This window comes from Phenylobacterium sp., from assembly GCF_019636135.1.
Classification (GTDB): Bacteria; Pseudomonadota; Alphaproteobacteria; order Caulobacterales; family Caulobacteraceae; genus Phenylobacterium.
Genome location: NZ_JAHBYD010000007.1, coordinates 142,482 through 161,248, shown reverse-complemented (window position 1 = coordinate 161,248; position 18,767 = coordinate 142,482). Strand labels below are relative to the sequence as shown.

Annotated in this window: 19 protein-coding genes; 10 read left to right on the top strand and 9 right to left on the bottom strand. The window is 70.5% G+C overall.

Features of this window, described 5'->3' with window-relative positions; genetic code table 11:
* The coding region (locus tag KF737_RS07200; RefSeq protein WP_296452158.1) for a GDYXXLXY domain-containing protein at nt 1–319 on the bottom strand (319 nt) is incomplete at its 3' end.
* Nucleotides 316–1,413, bottom strand: coding sequence for a DUF2157 domain-containing protein (locus KF737_RS07195; protein WP_296452155.1), 1,098 nt, complete (start codon nt 1,411–1,413; stop codon nt 316–318). The genes KF737_RS07195 and KF737_RS07200, both read right to left, overlap by 4 nt.
* A gap of 289 nt (nt 1,414–1,702) precedes the next feature.
* Here KF737_RS07195 and KF737_RS07190 point away from each other — a divergent pair, with 289 nt between their 5' ends.
* The 7 genes from KF737_RS07190 (at nt 1,703) to KF737_RS07160 (ending at nt 11,894) form a co-directional block, all read left to right on the top strand.
* Nucleotides 1,703–4,309 (top strand): TonB-dependent receptor, encoded by a 2,607-nt coding sequence (locus KF737_RS07190; protein ID WP_296452152.1) that lies wholly within the window; start codon nt 1,703–1,705, stop codon nt 4,307–4,309.
* A 140-nt stretch (nt 4,310–4,449) separates the two neighbouring features.
* The gene (gene trxB, locus KF737_RS07185) at nt 4,450–5,451 is read left to right on the top strand and encodes a thioredoxin-disulfide reductase (protein WP_296452149.1); all 1,002 of its coding nucleotides are present in this window, start codon (nt 4,450–4,452) and stop codon (nt 5,449–5,451) included.
* A gap of 52 nt (nt 5,452–5,503) precedes the next feature.
* Nucleotides 5,504–5,989: a GNAT family N-acetyltransferase gene (locus KF737_RS07180; RefSeq protein ID WP_296452146.1), complete on the top strand. Its 486-nt coding sequence runs from the start codon at nt 5,504–5,506 to the stop codon at nt 5,987–5,989.
* A 112-nt stretch (nt 5,990–6,101) separates the two neighbouring features.
* A complete protein-coding gene (locus KF737_RS07175; protein ID WP_296452143.1) occupies nt 6,102–7,733 on the top strand; it encodes an AMP-binding protein in 1,632 nt (543 codons plus the stop codon).
* A gap of 21 nt (nt 7,734–7,754) precedes the next feature.
* Nucleotides 7,755–8,891, top strand: coding sequence for an HlyD family secretion protein (locus tag KF737_RS07170; protein WP_296452141.1), 1,137 nt, complete (start codon nt 7,755–7,757; stop codon nt 8,889–8,891).
* Complete coding sequence (locus KF737_RS07165; RefSeq protein WP_296452138.1) at nt 8,888–10,390, top strand: efflux transporter outer membrane subunit; 1,503 nt, start codon at nt 8,888–8,890, stop codon at nt 10,388–10,390. Before KF737_RS07170 ends, KF737_RS07165 begins: the two co-directional genes overlap by 4 nt.
* A complete protein-coding gene (locus KF737_RS07160) occupies nt 10,368–11,894 on the top strand; it encodes a DHA2 family efflux MFS transporter permease subunit (protein ID WP_296452136.1) in 1,527 nt (508 codons plus the stop codon). The genes KF737_RS07165 and KF737_RS07160 overlap by 23 nt, the downstream gene beginning before the upstream one ends.
* A 153-nt stretch (nt 11,895–12,047) precedes the next feature.
* On the opposite strand, the gene KF737_RS07155 is transcribed toward KF737_RS07160, so the two are convergent.
* From KF737_RS07155 to KF737_RS07145, 3 genes are all read right to left on the bottom strand, one after another.
* Complete coding sequence (locus tag KF737_RS07155) at nt 12,048–12,923, bottom strand: hypothetical protein (protein ID WP_296452133.1); 876 nt, start codon at nt 12,921–12,923, stop codon at nt 12,048–12,050.
* Nucleotides 12,924–13,042: 119 nt separating this feature from the next.
* Nucleotides 13,043–14,584, bottom strand: coding sequence for an ABC transporter permease/substrate-binding protein (locus KF737_RS07150; RefSeq protein ID WP_296452131.1), 1,542 nt, complete (start codon nt 14,582–14,584; stop codon nt 13,043–13,045).
* A complete protein-coding gene (locus KF737_RS07145; protein ID WP_296452128.1) occupies nt 14,581–15,348 on the bottom strand; it encodes an ABC transporter ATP-binding protein in 768 nt (255 codons plus the stop codon). Before KF737_RS07145 ends, KF737_RS07150 begins: the two co-directional genes overlap by 4 nt.
* Nucleotides 15,349–15,425: 77 nt before the next feature.
* Between KF737_RS07145 and KF737_RS07140 the strand changes: the two genes are divergently transcribed.
* Nucleotides 15,426–15,926 (top strand): superoxide dismutase family protein, encoded by a 501-nt coding sequence (locus tag KF737_RS07140; RefSeq protein WP_296452125.1) that lies wholly within the window; start codon nt 15,426–15,428, stop codon nt 15,924–15,926.
* A gap of 25 nt (nt 15,927–15,951) precedes the next feature.
* On the opposite strand, the gene fliE is transcribed toward KF737_RS07140, so the two are convergent.
* From fliE to flgB, 3 genes are read right to left on the bottom strand one after another with little or no spacing between them, the layout of a single operon-like run.
* On the bottom strand, nt 15,952–16,278 hold the full coding sequence (fliE, locus tag KF737_RS07135; protein ID WP_296452123.1) for a flagellar hook-basal body complex protein FliE: 327 nt from the start codon (nt 16,276–16,278) through the stop codon (nt 15,952–15,954).
* 11 nt (nt 16,279–16,289) lie between these two features.
* Nucleotides 16,290–16,709, bottom strand: coding sequence for a flagellar basal body rod protein FlgC (gene flgC, locus KF737_RS07130; protein ID WP_296452121.1), 420 nt, complete (start codon nt 16,707–16,709; stop codon nt 16,290–16,292).
* 11 nt (nt 16,710–16,720) lie between these two features.
* Nucleotides 16,721–17,167, bottom strand: coding sequence for a flagellar basal body rod protein FlgB (gene flgB / locus KF737_RS07125; protein ID WP_296452119.1), 447 nt, complete (start codon nt 17,165–17,167; stop codon nt 16,721–16,723).
* An 87-nt stretch (nt 17,168–17,254) separates the two neighbouring features.
* Between flgB and KF737_RS07120 the strand changes: the two genes are divergently transcribed.
* On the top strand, nt 17,255–17,521 hold the full coding sequence (locus KF737_RS07120; protein ID WP_296452114.1) for a flagellar biosynthetic protein FliO: 267 nt from the start codon (nt 17,255–17,257) through the stop codon (nt 17,519–17,521).
* A gap of 2 nt (nt 17,522–17,523) precedes the next feature.
* Nucleotides 17,524–18,318 (top strand): flagellar type III secretion system pore protein FliP, encoded by a 795-nt coding sequence (fliP, locus tag KF737_RS07115; protein WP_296452112.1) that lies wholly within the window; start codon nt 17,524–17,526, stop codon nt 18,316–18,318.
* Nucleotides 18,319–18,326: 8 nt separating this feature from the next.
* On the opposite strand, the gene KF737_RS07110 is transcribed toward fliP, so the two are convergent.
* Nucleotides 18,327–18,764, bottom strand: coding sequence for a growth inhibitor PemK (locus KF737_RS07110; protein WP_296452109.1), 438 nt, complete (start codon nt 18,762–18,764; stop codon nt 18,327–18,329).
* Nucleotides 18,765–18,767 lie beyond the last annotated feature (3 nt).

The following is an 18,767-nucleotide window of genomic DNA, read 5'->3' as shown; positions in this document are numbered from 1 at the left end:
CCGCCACCGCGCGCGTCGGCCCCGCGCCGGCCGTCCGATGGTGCTCGCCCTCGCGCCGCAACGCGATCCAGACCGGCCTGCCCCGGCGGTAGCCCTCCTGCACGCCGGGCGGGCACGCCCTGCCGGAGAGGGTCTCCTGCAGCCGGAACTGCACATAGTGCCCCTGGAGCAGGCTGCGCGGATCGTAGCCCGCCAGCGCCAGCCGCACCTCCTGGCCCCGGTCGCGCGCCATGTTCTCGCGCACGACAACGCCCACCAGCAGCAGCGCCAGCACGCCGGCCGCCGCCAGGATCCGCACGGGAGGCGCCGCGACCTTCACGCCCGCGTCCTTCCGCGCAGCGCCAGCGCCCCCGCCAGCGCCAGCAGCGCGGCCCCCGCGAACACCGCCGCCGAGGTCATCAGCCCGACGCCCAGGCTCATCAGCAGCGACGCGCCCGAGCCCAGCAGGCCCAGCACGCCCACCGCGGTCACGCCGCCGTGCCGGTCGACGCGCCCCAGCGCCACCACGGCCCCCGAGACCGCCAGCATCGCCATGCTGGTCGGCACGCCCTGCATCCCCGGCGCGAGGCCGCTCATCCTGCTGAGCTCGCTCACCGCCGCGCCGACGCTGCCCAGCGCCGCCCACGCCCACCACCCGTAGAGCGCGCCCGCGGCCGGGGCGAACCGCTCGCGCGCCCAGCGCCCGCCGGCCGTCAGCCCGACGGCGGCGACCGCCACGGCCAGCATCGGCCCAAGGCCCTTCTCGAACGTCGCCACGATGCGGATGAACAGTTCGACGACCGCGACGCTCGTCGCCACCCCCGCCGCATGCGCCAGCGGCTGGGAGCGCCAGCGCAGGGCCAGCGCCGCGCCGGCGGCCGCGCTCAGGGTCATCCACCAGGGCCACGGCGGCCCGCCGCCGTCGAACAGGCGAAAGCCCGCCGTCTCGCCCAGCCCCACGAACACCAGCGCCAGCGCCGCCGCCCACGGCGAGCCGCCGGCCACCGCCAGCAGCGCCGCCGCCAGCCCTGCGCCGCGCAGCGCGGCCTGCGGGTCGCCCGCGATGTCGAAGATCTGGCCCGTCAGGCCGATCGCCGCGGCGAACACCAGCGCCGCCACCACGAGGCACACCTGGCTCACGATGGGCCGCCCGCGCGCGCTCGCCCAGGCGCCGCCGCCCGCCACGCCCAGGAACGCCGCCAGGATCGTGGCGAAGCGGGCGATGCGCGGGATGTCCGACCAGTTGGCCGCCACCAGCGCGATGACCGCCACACCCGCCAGCACGCCCCCGACGATGCCCAGCGCGGTGGCCGCATCCAGCCGCCGGGCCTCGCCCACCTGCTCAAGGATCGCGGCGCGGTTCTCGGCCGGGACCAGGCCCTGCCCGATCCAGCCGTCGAGGTCGCGCTCCAGCCGCGTGCGGTAGCTCGCCATGGGCCTCCCCGTTCAGGCCAGACTGGCCCGAACGGGCGGGCGGCGCCTAGTCCTTCCGCTCGTCGCGGGCGCGGCCCTTCTCGCGGCGTTGAGCAGACCGTGTATTCAGATCACCACCCGGCAACAATTCGTAACTGACGTACGCCGGGCTCATTGACGCCACGTCCGCCATGCCGGACATTCGAATCCAAGCGCCACAAAAGGCGCTGTCAAAACCGGGCTTGGGGGAAACATGCTGTCTCGAAAGAGTATCCTATTGTCGTGCGCGTTTGCCGCGACAGCGACCGCGATGTCGGCCACGGCGGCCTTCGCGCAATCCGGCGCCAACGAGATCGAAGAGCTGGTGGTCACCGCCGAAAAGCGGGAGCAATCGCTGCAGGACGTGCCTGTGGCCGTGTCGGCGTTCACGGACGAACGGCGCGAAATGGTCGGCATCAACTCGGTGCAGGACCTCACCAACTTCACGCCCGGTCTGGCGTACTCCACCAACAACGACCGCGCCTCGCTGCGCGGCATCGGCCGCTTCTCGAACAACCGCTCCGTCGAGGGCGGCGTGGCCATGTACAACGACGGCTTCTACACCTCGTCGGTGACGGCGTTCGCGCAGTCCACCCTGTTCCTGGAGCGCACCGAGGTCCTGCGCGGCCCGCAGGGCACGCTCTACGGCAAGAACGCCATCGGCGGCGCGCTGAACATCGTCTCCAAGCGGCCGACCGACGACTTCTACGCCGAGGCGCGCGGTCTCTACGGCAACTATGATTCCAAGGCGCTCGAAGCCGCCGTCTCGGGCCCGCTGTTCGGCAACGTCCGCGGCCGCCTCGCGGCGTCGTGGGGCAACATCGGCAAGGGGGTCTTCAAGAACCTCAACCCGAACGGCGAGGACGAGGGCAACCGCGGCACCGTCTGGACGGGCGAGTTCCAGCTCGACGGCAACTTCGGCGACGGCAAGCTCGAGTGGTGGCTGAAGCATTCCACGACCGAATGGCACACCCTGGGCCGCGGCCCCGGCGGCCGCACCACCGCCACCTACGGCTTCGGCGTCACCGACGTGCCGTTGCAGGCCCCGCTGACCCCGAACGCGGCGCGCTTCGGCCAGGCGTCGAATGCGCTGCCGGGCAACACCTGCCAGTTCTGCTTCGACACCGACGACGGCAACTACATCAACCTCGAGAGCCACACGACGACCCTCAACGTGACCTTCCACGCCGACACGTTCGACGTGAAGTACATCACGGGCCAGACCTACTACGACTATCGCCTGCAGACCGACCTGGACGGAACGTCGCGCCAGGCGCCGTTCCTGCTGCCGCTGCCGGCGGTGCCCGCCGGCGCCGTCCCGCGCCCGGCGCAGAACCTCATCTACTTCCCGCGGCAGCATAACCAGTACCAGGAAGAGGTCTGGTGGTTCTCCAACGAGCTGAACATCGCCTCGACCACCGATGGCCCCGTCCAGTGGCTGCTAGGGGTCTACCAGTATCGCGAAGGCTCCAACTACCGCCTGTCCGACGCCCGCTTCCCCGATGATGCGCGCTTCGAACGGCCGGTCACCCAGACCGGCACGGCGGCCGCTCCGAACCCGCTGCGCCGCTATGCGGTGGGCGAGTCGGAGAACAAGAACGAGTCCTACGCCGCATTCGGCCAGGTCGACTGGCAGATCAACGACCAGTTCAAGGTCACGGGCGGCCTGCGCTACACCAAGGACGAGAAGACCTCGTTCGAAGGCGCGCGGCTCTTCTGCCTCTACCAGTCGGCCGTCTGCCCGATCAGCCGCCTGCTGATCGCCCCCGTCGACGTCACCGACGTCGCTGCGCCGGGCTTCTCCACCGTCAACGGCGTGCAGGTCACCGACAAGGCCGTCGTGGGCGGCGTCGGCGGCATCTACACCGACCCGACGACCGGCCTGCGCCACCGCCTCCTGAACTACGACTGGAGCGCGATGACCGGCACCTTCGGCGTGGACTGGAAGCCGGATCCGGACACCCTGCTCTACGGAAAGTACTCGCGCGGCTACAAGGCCGGCGGCTTCGATTCGGGAACGACGACGCTCCAGACCTTCGTCACCACCGAGAAGGAGATCATCGACGCCTACGAGCTGGGCCTGAAGAAGACGTTCGGCGGGCGCCTGCAGACCAACGTCTCGGCCTTCTACTACGACTACCAGGACATCCAGATCCCGCTGTCGTTCTTCAACGAGACGGTGGGCGCAAACCAGACCCGCTTCGTCAACGTGCCCAAGGCCGAGAACTACGGCCTGGAGATCGAGACGATCTGGCAGCCGATCGACGGCCTGCAGATCCTGGCGAACTACTCCTACCTGAACGCCAGGATCAAAGAGGGCGTGTTCACGCCCGACCCGGACGATCCGCTGGCCCTGCTGCCGGGCGCCAAGGTCGCTCCGGCCTCGGCCCAGGCCGCCAACGCCTGCATTCCCGGCCGCTCGCCGACCGGCACGGGCGCGGCAGCCTGCTCGCTGCTCGTCAACGTCAACCAGGACATCAGCGGCGCCAAGCTGCCGTCCTCGACGCCGCACCGGTTCACGGTCAACGCCAACTACACCTGGGATCTCGCCTCCGGCCGCCTGTCGGCCTCGGGGACCTACGTGTGGCGCGCGGCGACCTACTACTCGGTGTTCAACACCTACGCGAACCGCGCCAAGTCGTACGGCACCACCGACTTCCGGATGCTGTACAACGACAAGGACGACCGCTTCACGGTCATCGGCTCGATCAAGAACGTCTTCGACCAGCGTGGCTCGGCCGGCGTCAGCGCCGGCCGGATCAGCAACAACGCGGTGGGCAACAACGTGAACCACCCGCTGTTCAACCGCGTCAACGAGACGGTCTCCTACATCCTGCCCCGGACCTACAGCCTCGAGGTGCAGTACCGCTTCCGCTGATCCCACCGCGGCTCGGCCAGACGGAAACGCCCCGGCTTCACCGCCGGGGCGTCTTCGTTTCCGCGTTCCGTCGCACCCCGGCCGTCGAGGCATGACGGCGACAGGTCGCTCCCGTCCGGAATCTCGCCTACATAGGGGCCATGTCCGAGACCCGCTCCGTCCGTTGCCTCATCGTCGGCTCCGGCCCCGCCGGCTATACCGCCGCCGTCTACGCCGCCCGCGCGCTTCTGAAGCCCGTGCTGATCCAGGGCATCCAGCCCGGCGGCCAGCTCACCATCACCACCGACGTCGAGAACTATCCGGGCTTCGCCGACGTGATCCAGGGGCCCTGGCTGATGGAGCAGATGGAGGCCCAGGCCAGGCACGTGGGCGCCGAGATCGTCACCGACATCGTGACGAGGGCCGACCTCTCCCAGCGCCCGTTCCGCCTCGAGACCGACAGCGGCCAGGTCTGGCTCGCCGAGACCCTGATCATCGCCACCGGCGCGCAGGCGAAGTGGCTGGGCCTCCCGACCGAGAGCAGGTTCCAGGGCTTCGGCGTCTCGGCCTGCGCCACCTGCGACGGCTTCTTCTATCGCGGCAAGAACGTGATCGTGGTCGGCGGCGGCAACACGGCCGTGGAAGAGGCCCTCTTCCTCACCAACTTCGCCGCCAAGGTCACCGTCGTACACCGCAAGAACGAGTTCCGGGCCGAGAAGATCCTGCAGGAGCGCCTCTTCAACCACCCCAAGATCGAGGTGATCTGGGACAGCGTCGTCGACGAGGTGCTGGGCGACACCGATCCGCTCGGCGTCACCGGCGCGCGGCTCAAGAACGTCAAGACGGGCGCGACCCAGACGGTCGCCGCCGACGGCGTCTTCATCGCCATCGGCCATGCGCCCTCCTCCGAGCTCTTCAAGGGCCAGTTGGAGATGGACGCCTCGGGCTATCTGAAGGTGAAGCCCGGCACGGCCTCGACCGCCGTCGAGGGCGTCTACGCCGCCGGCGACGTCACCGACGACCTCTACCGCCAGGCCGTGACCGCCGCCGGCATGGGCTGCATGGCCGCGCTGGAGGCCGTCCGCTTCCTGGCCGAGGAGGATCACAAGAAGGCCCGCCATCCGATCAGCCACCACGAGGCGCAGAAGATCGGGGCCTGGTGAGAAGATCGCCTTCGGGCACGACAGGGATCGAGCCCGGCGCTAGCTTCGCCGGATGATCCGCTTCGCCCGCGCCGCCGACCACGCCGCCATCGCCGAGGTGGTCGAGGCCGCCTTCGGCCAGCCCGACGAGGCGCGCCTGGTCGAACGCCTGCGCGAGGGCGGCGACGTCCTGTTCGAACTGGTGTCCGTCGACGGGGACGCGGTCGCCGGCCACATCCTCTTCTCCCGCCTCTATGCCGACCGCGCCGAGCTGTTCGCCGCCCTGGCCCCGCTGGCGGTGCGGCCGGGCCTCCAGCGGACCGGCGTCGGCAAGGCGCTGGTCGAGAAGGCCCTGGACCACGCCCGCGAGTTCGGCGCCCACGGCGTGATCGTGCTGGGTCATCCCGACTACTACCCGAAGTTCGGCTTCGCGGCCGAGACCGCGGCCAGCATCCGCAGCCCCTACAGCGGCAACCCCGCCTTCATGGCCATCGCCCTCGAGAAGGGCGCGTTCGACTCGCCCATGACCGTCGCCTACCCGGACGCCTTCTCGAACTAGAGCCGGAACGACGAGCCGGCCCCAGGGCGCGGATGGCCGTTTGACATAACGCGACGGCAGGCGGCCAACTTGCTTCCAACGAACAAGAAGCTTGTCGGGAGGCGTACGCGTCATGGGATGGACCATTGCGGATGTGTGGGAAGCCATCGCGAGGTCGCAGCCCGACCAGCCGGCGTTGATCCAGGCCGATCGCGTCATCACCTGGGCCGAGTTCGACGCCCGCTCGGACGCGCTGGCCGCGCACTTCATCGCCAAGGGGATGAGCCGCCAGGGCAAGGTGGCGGGCTATCTCTACAACGGGCCGGAGTACCTCGAGGCCTACTTCGCCGCCTTCAAGGCCGGGTTCGCGCCGGTGAACACCAACTACCGCTACGGGCCGGAGGAGGTGCGCTACCTGTTCGACAACGCCGACGCGGAAGCCGTCGTGTTCCATGCCGGGTTCACCGAGCTCCTGGAGAAGATCCGGCCGCAGTTGCCGAAGGTGAGGGCCTGGGTGGCGGTAGCCGAGCCGGGGCATCCCGCGCCGGCCTGGGCCGACGACTATGACGCCATCGTCGCGAAGGTCCCGGCCGAGCGTCCGGTGAAGGCGCCCTGGGGCCGCTCGGGCGACGACCTGCTGCTGCTCTACACCGGGGGCACCACCGGCATGCCCAAGGGCGTGATGTGGCGCCAGGACGACCTGTTCCAGGTTCTGGGCGCGGGCGGCAATGCGGCGCTGGGCGTCCCGCCGGCGACCTCGATCGGGGAGCTGGTCGAGCGCATCAGGGGGCCCGAGCACCTGAAGGCCACCATGATGACGTGCGCGCCGCTGATGCACGGCACCGGGCAGTTCTCGGCCTTCATCGCGTTCAACGGCGGCGGCACGGTCTGCGTGCTGCCCTCGCGCAAGTTCAGCGCGATCGAGCTCTGGAACGAGGTCGAGCGGCTGAAGATCAGCAACATCGTCATCGTGGGCCTGGCCTTCTCGACGCCGATGCTGGAGGCGCTGGACGCCAATCCGGGCAAGTGGGACCTGAGCTCGGTCCGCTCGATGAGCTCGTCGGGCTCGATGTGGAGCTACGAGAACAAGAAGGGGCTGCTGGGCCACATCCCGCAGGCGATGATCGCCGACAGCTTCGGCTCGTCCGAGGCGGTGGGCCTGGGCGCCTCGGCCTCGGCGGCGGGCGCGGAGGCGCAGACGGCGGCCTTCATGCTGGGGCCGAACACCGCCGTCTTCACCGAGGATGGGCGGCGCATCGAGCCGGGTTCGGGCGAGCGTGGACTGGTGGCCGTGAGCGGCTTCCTGCCCCTGGGCTACTACAAGGACAAGGCCAAGTCGGACGCGACCTTCAAGGTCATCGAGGGGCAGCGCTGGAGCGTGCCCGGCGACTGGGCCGAGGTGAACACCGACGGGACGCTGAAGCTGCTGGGCCGCGGCTCGGTCTGCATCAACACCGGCGGCGAGAAGGTCTTCCCCGAGGAGGTCGAGGAGGCGCTGAAGCGGCACGCCACGGTGCGCGACGCCGTGGTGGTGGGCGTGCCCGATCCGCGCTTCGGCGAACGGATCTGCGCGGTCGTGGAGCCCGAGGCCGGCGCCCAACCGACCCTGGCCGAGCTTTCGTCGCATGTGCATTCTCAGCTCGCGGGCTACAAGGCGCCGCGGGAGCTGGTGGTGGTCGATTCCATCGGGCGGGCCCCCAACGGCAAGGTAGACTACAAGGCGGTAAAGGAACGAGCGCTGGCGGCCCTGGGCGCAGTCGTCTAGTTCGAGTAACAGAGTCTGTGAATGCGACGGACGGCCCGGCCGGCGGACGACGCCCGCGCCGGGCCGGATACGTCGCAGGGGGATGGCGAAGGCGTGACGGACAACCAGGAGGCGACGGCGCCTGACGCCGGCGGGCGGCGGCCGGGCGGCTTGCGCAGGCGTTGGATTCTGATGGTCGCCGGCCCGATCGTGGTCGTGGCGGCGCTAGCGTATTTCCTGCTGACGAGCGGCCGCTCCGAGACCACCGACGACGCCTATGTGCAGATCGCCAAGACGCCGGTCGCCCCGTCGATCTCGGGCCGCGTCGTCGAGATCTACGTGAAGGAGAACCAGCCCGTGAAGCGCGGGCAGGTCCTGTTCAAGCTGGACCAGCGCGACCTGAAGGCCAGCCTCGACCTGGCGCAGGCGCAGCTCTCGGGCGCGCAACTGGCGGTCGGCCAGGCCCGCGCGGCCTACGATCGGGAGACCGCCAACATCGCGGCCGCCCGCGAGAACCTGCGGTTCGCCGAGCGCGAGCTCTCGCGGCAGCGGCAACTGAACGCCGCGGGCGCGGTCTCGGGCCAGGCGGTGGACCAGGCGGCGCACGCCGCCAACCAGGCGCGCGACCAGCTCGCGGTCGCCCAGCGGCAGGCGGCGCAGGCGCTGGCGGCCCTGGGCGGCGACCCCGACATCGGCGACCGGGCGCCGGGCGTGATGCAGGCCCGGGCGCAAGTGGAGCGCGCGCAGCTCAACGCGGGCTACGCCACGGTGATCGCGCCCGCCGACGGCGTGGTGGCCCGGGTCGACCAGTTGCCCGTGGGCGCCTACCTCAACGCCTCGCAGACCGCGTTCTGGCTGCTGTCGGGCCAGGCCTGGGTCGAGGCCAACTTCAAGGAGAACCAGATCGGCCACATGCACGTGGGCCAGCCGGTCGAGATCGACATCGACGCCTATCCGGGCGGCACGCTGAAAGGCCACGTGGCGAGCTTCCCGCCCGGCACCGGCTCGGCCTTCTCGGCCCTGCCCGCCCAGAACGCCACCGGCAACTGGGTGAAGGTCACCCAGCGCCTGCCGGTGCGGATCGAGTTCGACAGGCCGCCGCCGGACCGCGCCGCACGCGCCGGCCTCTCGGCGACGGTGAAGGTCGACCTGCGCGGCGGACAGCGCCAGGCGCCGTGACCGGTTCCCCTCGCCTTCCCTGGCTGCTGGCCGCCGCCGTGCTGCTGCTCGGCGCCTGCACGACGGTCGGCCCGGATTTCAAGCGCCCGGACGCACCGGCGGGCGCGGCCGGCTACACGCCGCCCGGAGAGGCGAAGGCGGCCATCGTGCAACTGTCGCCCGAGGCGCGGACCGCGGGTCCGTGGTGGCAGGCGTTCCGGTCCGACGCGCTGGACCGGACGGTGCGGCTGGCCCTGGCCGAGAGCCCGGACGTGGCCGAGGCGCAGGCGACGCTGGAGCGCTATCAGGCCGAGGCGCGCGAGGCCGAGGGCGACCGCGGGCTGCAGGTCGAGGGCACGGGCAACGCCGCGCGGCAGAAGTTCAACTCCAAGTCCTTCGGCATCAAGAGCGGCAGCACCAACTCGCCGTTCAGCAGCTTCGGCACGCGGACGTTCAACCTGTTCTCGCTGGGCGCGCGGGTGACCTACGACCTCGACCTGTTCGGCGGCGAGCGGCGGCGCGGGGAGGAAACCGGCGCGCGGGTCGAGCAGGCGGCGCGGCAGGCGGACGCCGCCTACCTGACCCTGTCGGCCAGCGTGGCGCTCCAGGCGATGCGGATCGCGGGCCTGCGCGACGAGATCAAGGCCATGGAGGCGATCGTCGAGGACGACCGCACCCTTCTGGGACTCGCCCGGAAGGCGCTCGGCATCGGCGGCATCCCGCGCACGACCCTGACCGGGATCGAGGCGCAACTGGCCGAGGACGAGGCGGTGATCCCGCCGCTGCGGCGCCAGTACGACACCGCGCGCCGGCAGATGGCGCTGCTGGTCGGCAGGTCGCCGGCCGACTGGGCGCCGCCGGAGTTCGAGCTGGCGCAGATGACCGTGCCGGCCCAGATCCCGGTGAGCCTGCCGTCCGAACTGGTGCGGCGCAGGCCGGACATCCTGGCGGCGGAGGCCGACCTGCACGCGGCCACGGCGGCCATCGGCGTACGGACTGCCGACCAGTATCCCGCCATCCGGCTGTCGGCGAACGGGAGCCTGTCGGGCCTGACGCCGGACGACGTGTTCTCGACCAGCTCGACCGGCTACACCCTGGCCAGCGGGCTGACGGCGCCGCTGTTCGACGGCGGCGCGCGCAAGGCCCGCACGCGGGCGGCCGAGGCGCAGGCGCGCGTCTCGCAGGCCCGCTATCGCCGCACGGTGCTGAAGGCGTTCAAGGAGGTCTCCGACGCCATGGCGGCGCTGAGGACCGACGAGGAGGAGATCGCCTCGCTGACGCGCGCGGTCGGCCACAGCCAGCAACTCGCCGACGACACCCTGGCCGCCGCCCGCCTCGGCGCGCGGACGGCCGCCGAGGTGATCCAGTCGCGGCGGCAGCTCGACCGCGACCTGCGCAGCCTCGCCGAGGCCCGCGCCCGGCGGCTGTCGGACATCGTCACGCTCTACGCCGCCGCCGGCGCCGACTGGCGCGGGGCGCAATCGGCCGGAGGCGGCGATGGCCTCAGCCCAGGACGTTAGGAACCGGATCCCGATCACCGGCGCGCTGATGCTGGCGACGCTGATGAACACCCTGGATTCCACGATCGCCAACGTGGCGCTGCCGCATATGCAGGGCAGCCTGTCGGCCTCGCAGGACCAGATCACCTGGGTGCTGACGTCCTACATCCTGGCGACGGCGGTGGCGACGCCGCTGGCCGGCTGGCTGGCGCAGAAGATCGGGCGCAAGACCATGCTGGTCTACTCGATCACCGGCTTCACGGTGGCCTCGATGCTCTGCGGCATGGCGCAGAGCGTGGAGGAGATGGTGGCCTTCCGCATGCTGCAGGGGCTGGCCGGCGCCGGGCTGATGCCGCTTTCGCAGTCGGTGATGCTGGACATCTTTCCGATGGCCATGATCCCGCGCGTGATGAGCATCTGGAGCGCCGCGGTGATCCTGGGCCCCATCGCGGGACCCACCCTGGGCGGCTGGATCACCGAGAACCTGGACTGGCGCTGGGTCTTCTTCATCAACCTTCCGATCGGCATCCTGGCCTGGCTCGGCTGCCAGAACTTCATGGCCCGCGACCGGGGCGGACGAGAGCGACCGTTCGACTTCATCGGCTTCGGCGGCCTCATCGCCTTCATCGTCGGCCTGCAGATGGCGCTGGACCGCGGGCCGCAGAAGGACTGGCTCGAGGCCAAGGAGATCTGGTTCTACGCCGCCGTCAGCGCGGCCGGGCTCTGGGTATTCGTCGTCCAGACGGCGACGGCGCTGCACCCGTTCTTCCACCGCGACCTGGCCAAGGACCGCAACTTCATCGGCACCACCATCTTCAGCTTCTTCGTGGGCGTGCTGCTGTTCTCGACGTCGGCGCTCCTGCCGTCGTTCATGCAGAACCTGATGGGCTATTCGGCCATGCAGAGCGGCGAGGCCAGCGTGAGCCGCGGCGTCGGCTCGCTGATCGCCTTCCTGATGGTGCCGTGGCTGATGCTGCGGATCGGGGCGCGGACGTCGCTCGGCATCGGCCTCATCCTCAACATCTGGGCGCTCTGGATGATGGGGCAGTTCAACCTGGCCATGACCGCCATGCCGATCGTGGTCAGCGGCTTCGTGCAGGGCTTCGGTACGGGCCTCCTGTTCTCGCCCCTCAGCACGCTCGCCTACGCCACGCTGAATCCGGTCCACCGGGTGGAAGGCACCATCGTCGCCACCATGGCCCGGAGCCTGGGGTCCAGCGTCGGCATCTCGCTGGTGCAGGCGATGGTGATCCGCGACGCCGCGGCCGCGCATTCGAGCCTGGCGGGACGCATGGACCCGTCGAGCCCGCTGCTGCACGGCATCCTGCCCCGGCTTATGGACCTCGATACGCTGAGCGGCCTGACCATCCTGAACGGCGAGGTGACGCGGCAGGCCTCGATGCTGGGCTATTCGAACATCTTCAGTTGGATGGCGCTGAGCACGTGCATCCTCATCCCCCTGGTGTTCATCCTACGCCCCGTCGCGCCGGCGCCGCGCGACCCCACCGAGGTCCATGCCGACTAGGACCATCCACATGATGGGGGATGGTGCGGGCTTGTCAGCTTCGATGGCGCGTCAGCGCCGTTCTTGACCGCAGAGATCGCAGAGGTCTTCGCGGAGGACGCAGAAAGGTCGCGCCGCAGGGCGCCTCTGCGCTCTCTCCTTGCGCTTGGCGGTTCAGGCGCGGGCGGGCTTGCGGTCGCGGCGGAAGGTGAAGCCCAGGCCGAAGAAGCCCAGGATCATCATGGCCCAGCCGGCCGGCTCGGGGACCGCGCCCGAGACGCCGATCACCGCATGGTGGCTGGACGAGCCGTCGCCGGAGGCGGCGATCAGGTATTGGGCGCCCGCGCCCTGCGCCTCGGAGATCAGGTCGCCCGCCCCGCCGCCCGGCAGGTTCAGGCCGTAGTAGTAGGCGAAGCTGCGGCTCTTGCCCGCGCCGATCGAGCCCAGGCTGATCTTGATGCCGGCGCCCAGGTCGCCGACCTCGTCGCAACCGCGCTTGCAACTGAAGTCGTAGGCCGCCGAGGCGTCGGGGTTGTCGAAGCCGTAGTAGCTGGAGTCGAGCACGCCGTTGCGCGCGCCGAACGGGCCGAAGATGTTCTCGGCGCCTTCCGGCATGTCCCAGTCGACGTTGCGCTGGAAGACGCCCGTGAGCACGTCGCCGGTCAGGTTGGTGACGGTGGTGTCGATCTTCAGGATGTTGTTCAGGAAGCTGTAGGTCTGCACCACCTGGAAGCCGTCGGTGGTCAGGGTGGTGGCCGTGGCGGTGTCGCCGTTGGCCACGATGTCGGTCGAGATGATGCCGTTGCTGCCGTAGAACTGCGAGTCCGCGTAGGCGCCGTTCAGGCCCCAGGAATCGCGCGGCGTGCCGGGCGAGATCGGATCGTAGCCGTCGCGCAGGAAGCCGATGTCGGCGCCGGCGTCATAGAGCTCGCCGTTGACGCCGATGCCGACGCTGTAGCCGCCGTTCGAGATCACCACCGCAGAAGCCTGCGTCGCGCCGAACGTCGCGGCGGCCAGAACCGCGCCCGCGGCCAGAAGCTTGAACCTCATCGACATCCCCACAGCCGGGCCCCGCCCGGAATTGCATGCTTACCGCCAGCTTAACGCCTCCACATGACGGTTCCGCAACTCGCTTCGCCTGCGAGGCGTGTTTGTCGCGGCCCTCAGCCTCAGGGACGTTCGAGGGTGCGCGCGGCTTGGGCAGGCGTGGCCTTGGCGGCGTCGCGGTCGACGCTGTAGTTGGCCGCCCGCATGGCCTCGACGGAGATGGACCCGACCAGGGGCCGCAGCGCCTCGATCAGGCGGCGGTCGTCGGCGCGCTTCGGCGAGACCAGGATCACCGCGTCGTAGGGCGGGATGGCGGCGCGGGGGTCGGCGAGCACCACCAGCCTGTCGGCGGCGATGCGGCCGTCGGACGAGAAGGCGCTGATCACGTCGGCGTCGCCGGAGCCGAGCGCGCGGTACATGAACGTGGGCTGGAACGAGCGGCTCGCCTTGAATTTCAGGCCGTAGGCGCTCTCCACGGCCTTCCATTCCGGCCGCGAGAGGAACTCGATGTCCGTGCCGAGCGTGAGCTGCGGGGCCTTGCGGGCGAGGTCGTCCAGCGAGGCGACGCCCAGGGCCCGGGCGCGGTCGGCCCGCATGGCGAAGGCGTAGGCGTTCTCGAAGCCGAGCGAACCCAGGACGACGACGCCGTCACGCCGCTTCAGTTCGGCGGTGAGCTGGGTGAGCACGGCCTGGCGGCCGGGGTTGTCGGTGCGGCCGAGCACGGCGGTCCAGAGGGTGCCCGAGTAGTCGACGTAGGCGTCGATCTCGCCGGCGGCCAGCGCGCGGTAGGCGATGGCGGAGCCCAGGTCCTCCTTGCGGGTCACCGTGGCGCCCGCGTGCTCCAGGTGCGAGGCCATCAGCTCGGCCAGGATGTACTGTTCGGAGAAGTTCTTGGCGCCGACGATATAGGCGGCGGGCCTGCCGAAGCTGACCAGCGGGCTGACGGCGGCCACGGTCCCGAGCAGCAGGCCCGCGAGCCCGGCGATGACGAAGCCGCGGCGGCGCAGGCGTGCGCCGGCTTCGACCAGGCCGATGAGCTGGTCGGCGATCATGGCCAGCGCGGCGGCGGCGGCGCAGCCGAAGAGCACCGAGACCCAGTTCTCGGTCTGGAGCCCGGCGAAGATGTAGTTGCCGAGGCTGGTCTGGCCGACGGGCGTGGCGAGCGTGGCGGCGCCGATGGTCCAGACGGCGGCGGTGCGGATGCCGGCCATGATGGCGGGCGCGGCCAGCGGCAGCTCGACCTGCATCAGCTTCTGGCGCGGCGTCATGCCGACCCCGTCGGCGGCCTCGCGGATGGCGGGGTCGACGCCGGTGATGCCGACCACGGCGTTCCGCAGGATCGGCAGGATCGAATAGAGCGTCAGCGCCAGCAGCGACGGCAGGAAGCCCAGCGCCGAAAAGCCGTGGCCGGTCGCCGCGACGGCCAGGGCCGAGAGCGCCAGCAGCACGGGGTAGAACAGCGCCAGCAGCGCCAGGCTGGGGATCGTCTGGATCAGGCTGGCCAGCGCCAGGACCGGCCAGCGCAGGCGCGGGCTGCGCGCGGCGGCGACCGCCAGCGGCAGGCTGATCAGCAGGCCTAGCCCCAGGGCGCTGACCGACAGCAGCACGTGCCAGGCCAGGTAGTCCGGCAGCAGCGCGAAGGCGGCGGCGAGCTTCGGGCTCATGCGCCCAGCCTCTCGCGCAGGCGCTCGGCCTGGCGCCTGGGCGCCTCCAGGAGGGCGCGGACGTCAGGGTCGGTCGCCTGCGCCAGCAGGTCGGCGGGCGCGCCGTCGGCCAGGATGCGGCCGGCCTTCAGCACCACCACGCGGTCGGCCAGCAGCACGGCCTCGGCCATGTCGTGGGTGACCATCAGGGTCGTCAGGCCCAGGCGCTCGTGCAGGGCGCGGTAGTCGGCGCCGAGGGCGTCGCGGGTGACGGGGTCGAGGGCGCCGAAGGGCTCGTCCATCAGCATCAGCCGCGGCTCGGCGGCAAGCGCGCGGGCGACGCCGACACGCTGGCGCTGGCCGCCGGAGAGCGCCGAGGGCGCGCGCTGGGCGACGCCGGGCGGAAGCGCCACCAGCTCCAGCAACGCGGCGACGCGGGCGGCCCGGCGCGCGTCGTCCCAGCCCAGCAGCTTCGGCGTGATCGCGATGTTCTCGGCGACGGTGAGGTGCGGGAAGAGGCCGACCTCCTGGAACACGTAGCCGATGCGGCGGCGCAGTTCGTGCGGGGCCGCCGCCGCCACGTCCTCGCCGAACACGCGGACCTGGCCGCCGTCGGGGCGGATCAACCCGTTGACGGTCTTCAGCAGCGTGGTCTTGCCCGAGCCAGACCCGCCCACCAGCGCCACGAAGGCGCCGGCCGCGACGTCGAGGTCGACGCCGTCCAGGGCGGCCACGCCGCCGTAGCGGCGGCTGACGCCGGAAAGCCGGATCGCGGATTCGTCCATGGAACAGACCTACCACGGCTTGGGTTGGCCCGTCCGACGGGTCTAGTGTTCGCCGTCAGTCATCAGGAGTCCCCCGAATGCGCCTGCCCGTCGTCCTCGCCGCCACCGCCCTCCTCGCCACCTCCGCGTCCGCCCAGGCGCCCGCGAGCGCCACCGCCGAGCTGAAGAACAGCCAGGGCCAGACCGTGGGCGCGGTGCTGCTGACCGCGGCGCCGAATGGCGTGCTGATGAAGGTCGAGGCCAAGGGGCTGTCGGCCGGCTGGCACGGCCTGCACTTCCACGAGAAGGCCGACTGCTCGAAGTCGGACTTCACCTCGGCCGGCGCGCACGTCCACGGGCCGGAGACGGCGGTCCACGGCCTGCTGAACCCTGCGGCCAACGACCTGGGCGACCTGCCGAACATCCACGCCGGCGCGGACGGCGCGGCGGCCACGGAGGTGTTCACCACGCTGGTGACGCTGGAGAAGCTGAAGGACGCGGACGGCTCGGCCGTGGTGATCCACGCCAACCCCGACGACCACATGGCCCAGCCCATCGGCGGCGCGGGCCCGCGCGTGGCCTGCGCGGAGATCAGGTGACCATCCCTCCCCTGAAGGGGAGGGATCAGATCGGCATCCGCATGATTTCCTGGTAGGCCGAGATCACCTGGTCGCGGACGGCCATGACCGTCTCCAGGCTGGACTCGGCCGCCGAGATGGCGGTGACCACGTCGATCAGTTCGGTCTTGCCGGCGACCTGGTTGGCCATCTGCCTTTCCGCGGTCTTCGAGGCGGTCATGGCGTCGGTGATGGCCGACTTCACCATGTCGCCGAAGCCGCCCTGCATCGGCGTCGCCGAACCCAGCGAGGCGCCGGCCCCCAGCCCGTCGCCCACGCCCATGCTCTTCTGGGCGGCCGCATAGGCCTTGGCCGCGGCGAGAGGGGTCATCATGGCCTAGTCCCCTACTTCTTCAGGAGGTCCAGCGTGCGCAGATCCATCTGCCGGCTGGTCTCGATGACGTTCAGGTTGGCCTCGTAGGCCCGCTGCGCCTCGCGCATGTCGAGCGCCTCGACCATGCTGTTCACATTGGGCAGCTTCACATAGCCCCTGGCGTCGGCGGACGGGTGGCCCGGGTCGTATTCCTGGCGGAAGTCGCTCCGGTCGGGCGCGACCTTGCTCATCCGCACGCCCTTGGCGCCCGCCACCTTGGTCGGCTCGAAGATCGGCTCCTGCCGGCGATAGGGATCGCCGCCCGCGGTCTTCGACGTGGAGTCGGCGTTGGCGAGGTTCTCGGCGATGATCCGCATGCGCCCCTGCTGGGCGCGAAGCGCGGAGGCGGCGATGGCCTGGGCGACGCCGGAGGCGGGCTTGATTTCGGGCATTCAGCGGTCCCCTAGGCGCGGCCGGGCGGCTTGGCCGCCATGCGCAGGAGGTTCATCGACTTCTGGTAGAAGCTGATCGCGGCGTCGTACTGCATGCGCGCGTCGCCCATCTTGATCATCTCCTCCTCCAGCACGACGGAGTTGCCGTTGAGCGTGGTCTCGGAGTCGGGCGTCTTGACGCTCTTGTAGGCGGCGCCCAGGCCGCGGCGCTCGTTCTTCGGCGACATGTGGCCGGCCTGGGTGGTCGCCATCATCGGAACGCCGCCGGGGCCGGCGCCCGCCTGCCCCTGCCGCGCCATCGCCACCTTGGCGTCGAAACTGAAGGGCTTCAGGTCCTCGGGCGTGTAGCGGGCGGTGTCGGCGTTGGCGACGTTCTGGGCGATGACCTTCTGCCGCTCGCTGAGATAGCCCAGCCGGCCCCGAAGCATCGAAAAGAGCGGAATGTCGGCCAGGTTCATGCGGCCCGATCCTGAAGAAACAGGGTTAATCCGCATTTAAGAGACTCAACGGCGAACTGCGCCCCTGTCACCGCAGAAGCGCCGCCCATGGATTTGCCGAACTTCATCCGCGCCGTGTTCGCCCTGGCCCTGACGCTGGGCCTGATCGGCCTGGCGACGGTCGCCCTGCGCAAGTACGGCCCCGACGCGATCGCCCGGCTGCAGGGGCCGAAGAAGGACCGGCGGCTGAAGATCGTCGAGACCCTGGTGCTGGACCCGACGCGGCGCGTGGTCATCCTCGACTGCGACGGCCAGGAACGGCTGGTGCTGCTGGGCGAAGGCCGCATCGTCGCCGACCTGCCGAAGGGCAGGTAGCGATGGAATTCCTCCGCGCCATCAGGAGCCTGCCCGCCAGCGACTGGCGCCGCGCGGCGCTGATCTCGGTGCTCGCCACCTTCGCGGTGATGGTCGTGCCGGTGGCCGCGATGGCCCAGACGCTGAACGTGAACCTGGGCACCGGCGCCGGCCTGACCGAGCGCGTGGTGCAGCTCGTGGGCCTGCTGACGGTCCTGTCGCTGGCCCCCTCCATCGTGATCATGACCACGAGCTTCGTGCGGATCATCGTGGTGCTGTCGCTGCTGCGCACGGCGCTCGGCCTGCAGCAGAGCCCGCCCAACGCCGTGCTGATCTCGCTGGCGCTGTTCCTGACGGCCATCGTCATGGGGCCGACCTTCGAGCGGTCGTACAACGAGGGCGTGAAGCCCCTGCTGGACCAGCAGATGGAACTGCCCGCCGCCTTCGACGCCGCGGGCGGGCCGGTGAAGCAGTTCATGCTCAGCCAGGTGGACCGCGAGGACCTGTCGCTGTTCGTGCGGCTGTCGAAGATCCAGCGGCCCGCCACCGTCCAGGACATCCCGCTCCGGGTCGTGACGCCCGCCTTCATGATCAGCGAGCTGAAGCGCGCCTTCGAGATCGGCTTCCTGCTGTTCGTGCCCTTCCTGGTGATCGATCTGGTCGTGGCGAGCGTGCTGATGAGCATGGGCATGATGATGCTCCCGCCCGTGGTGGTCAGCCTGCCCTTCAAGCTGATCTTCTTCGTCCTCGTCGACGGCTGGCGCCTCGTCTGCGGCAGCCTGGTGGAGAGCTTCCAGCGCGGCGCGGGCGGAGGGTAGAGGCAGACCTAATCGGTCCGCCGCACAATGCGGACGTGCGCGCCCGCGATGGCGTGTGCGAGCTTGTCGCGCAACTCTCGGAACAGCGCTCGCGGAAGGATGCCGTAGGCCACGGTCTCGGGCGCGCCCGGCACGCGAGGCCGTAGGTCGGGTCCCGGCCAGACGAACCGGTTCGCGTCGGTCACAACAATCCACGAGCGCTCGACATCCAACCCGAGACGCACCTTCGTCTCCATCGGAATCTCGACGGCAAGGTCGGCCCGCAATGGAGGAGAATGTGTGATGGGCAGCGCGACAACCACGCGTTCGCCGGCAGCGGTGAAGGACGTCACCACGATGGCGCAAGGTCGATCCTTGCGCCCCTCTTCCTCTCCGCGCAACGCGGCGTCTCGCCAGAGAAAGGCATATCGGATCACCAACCCCGGAACGGGTTCGGGAAAGCTCACCCC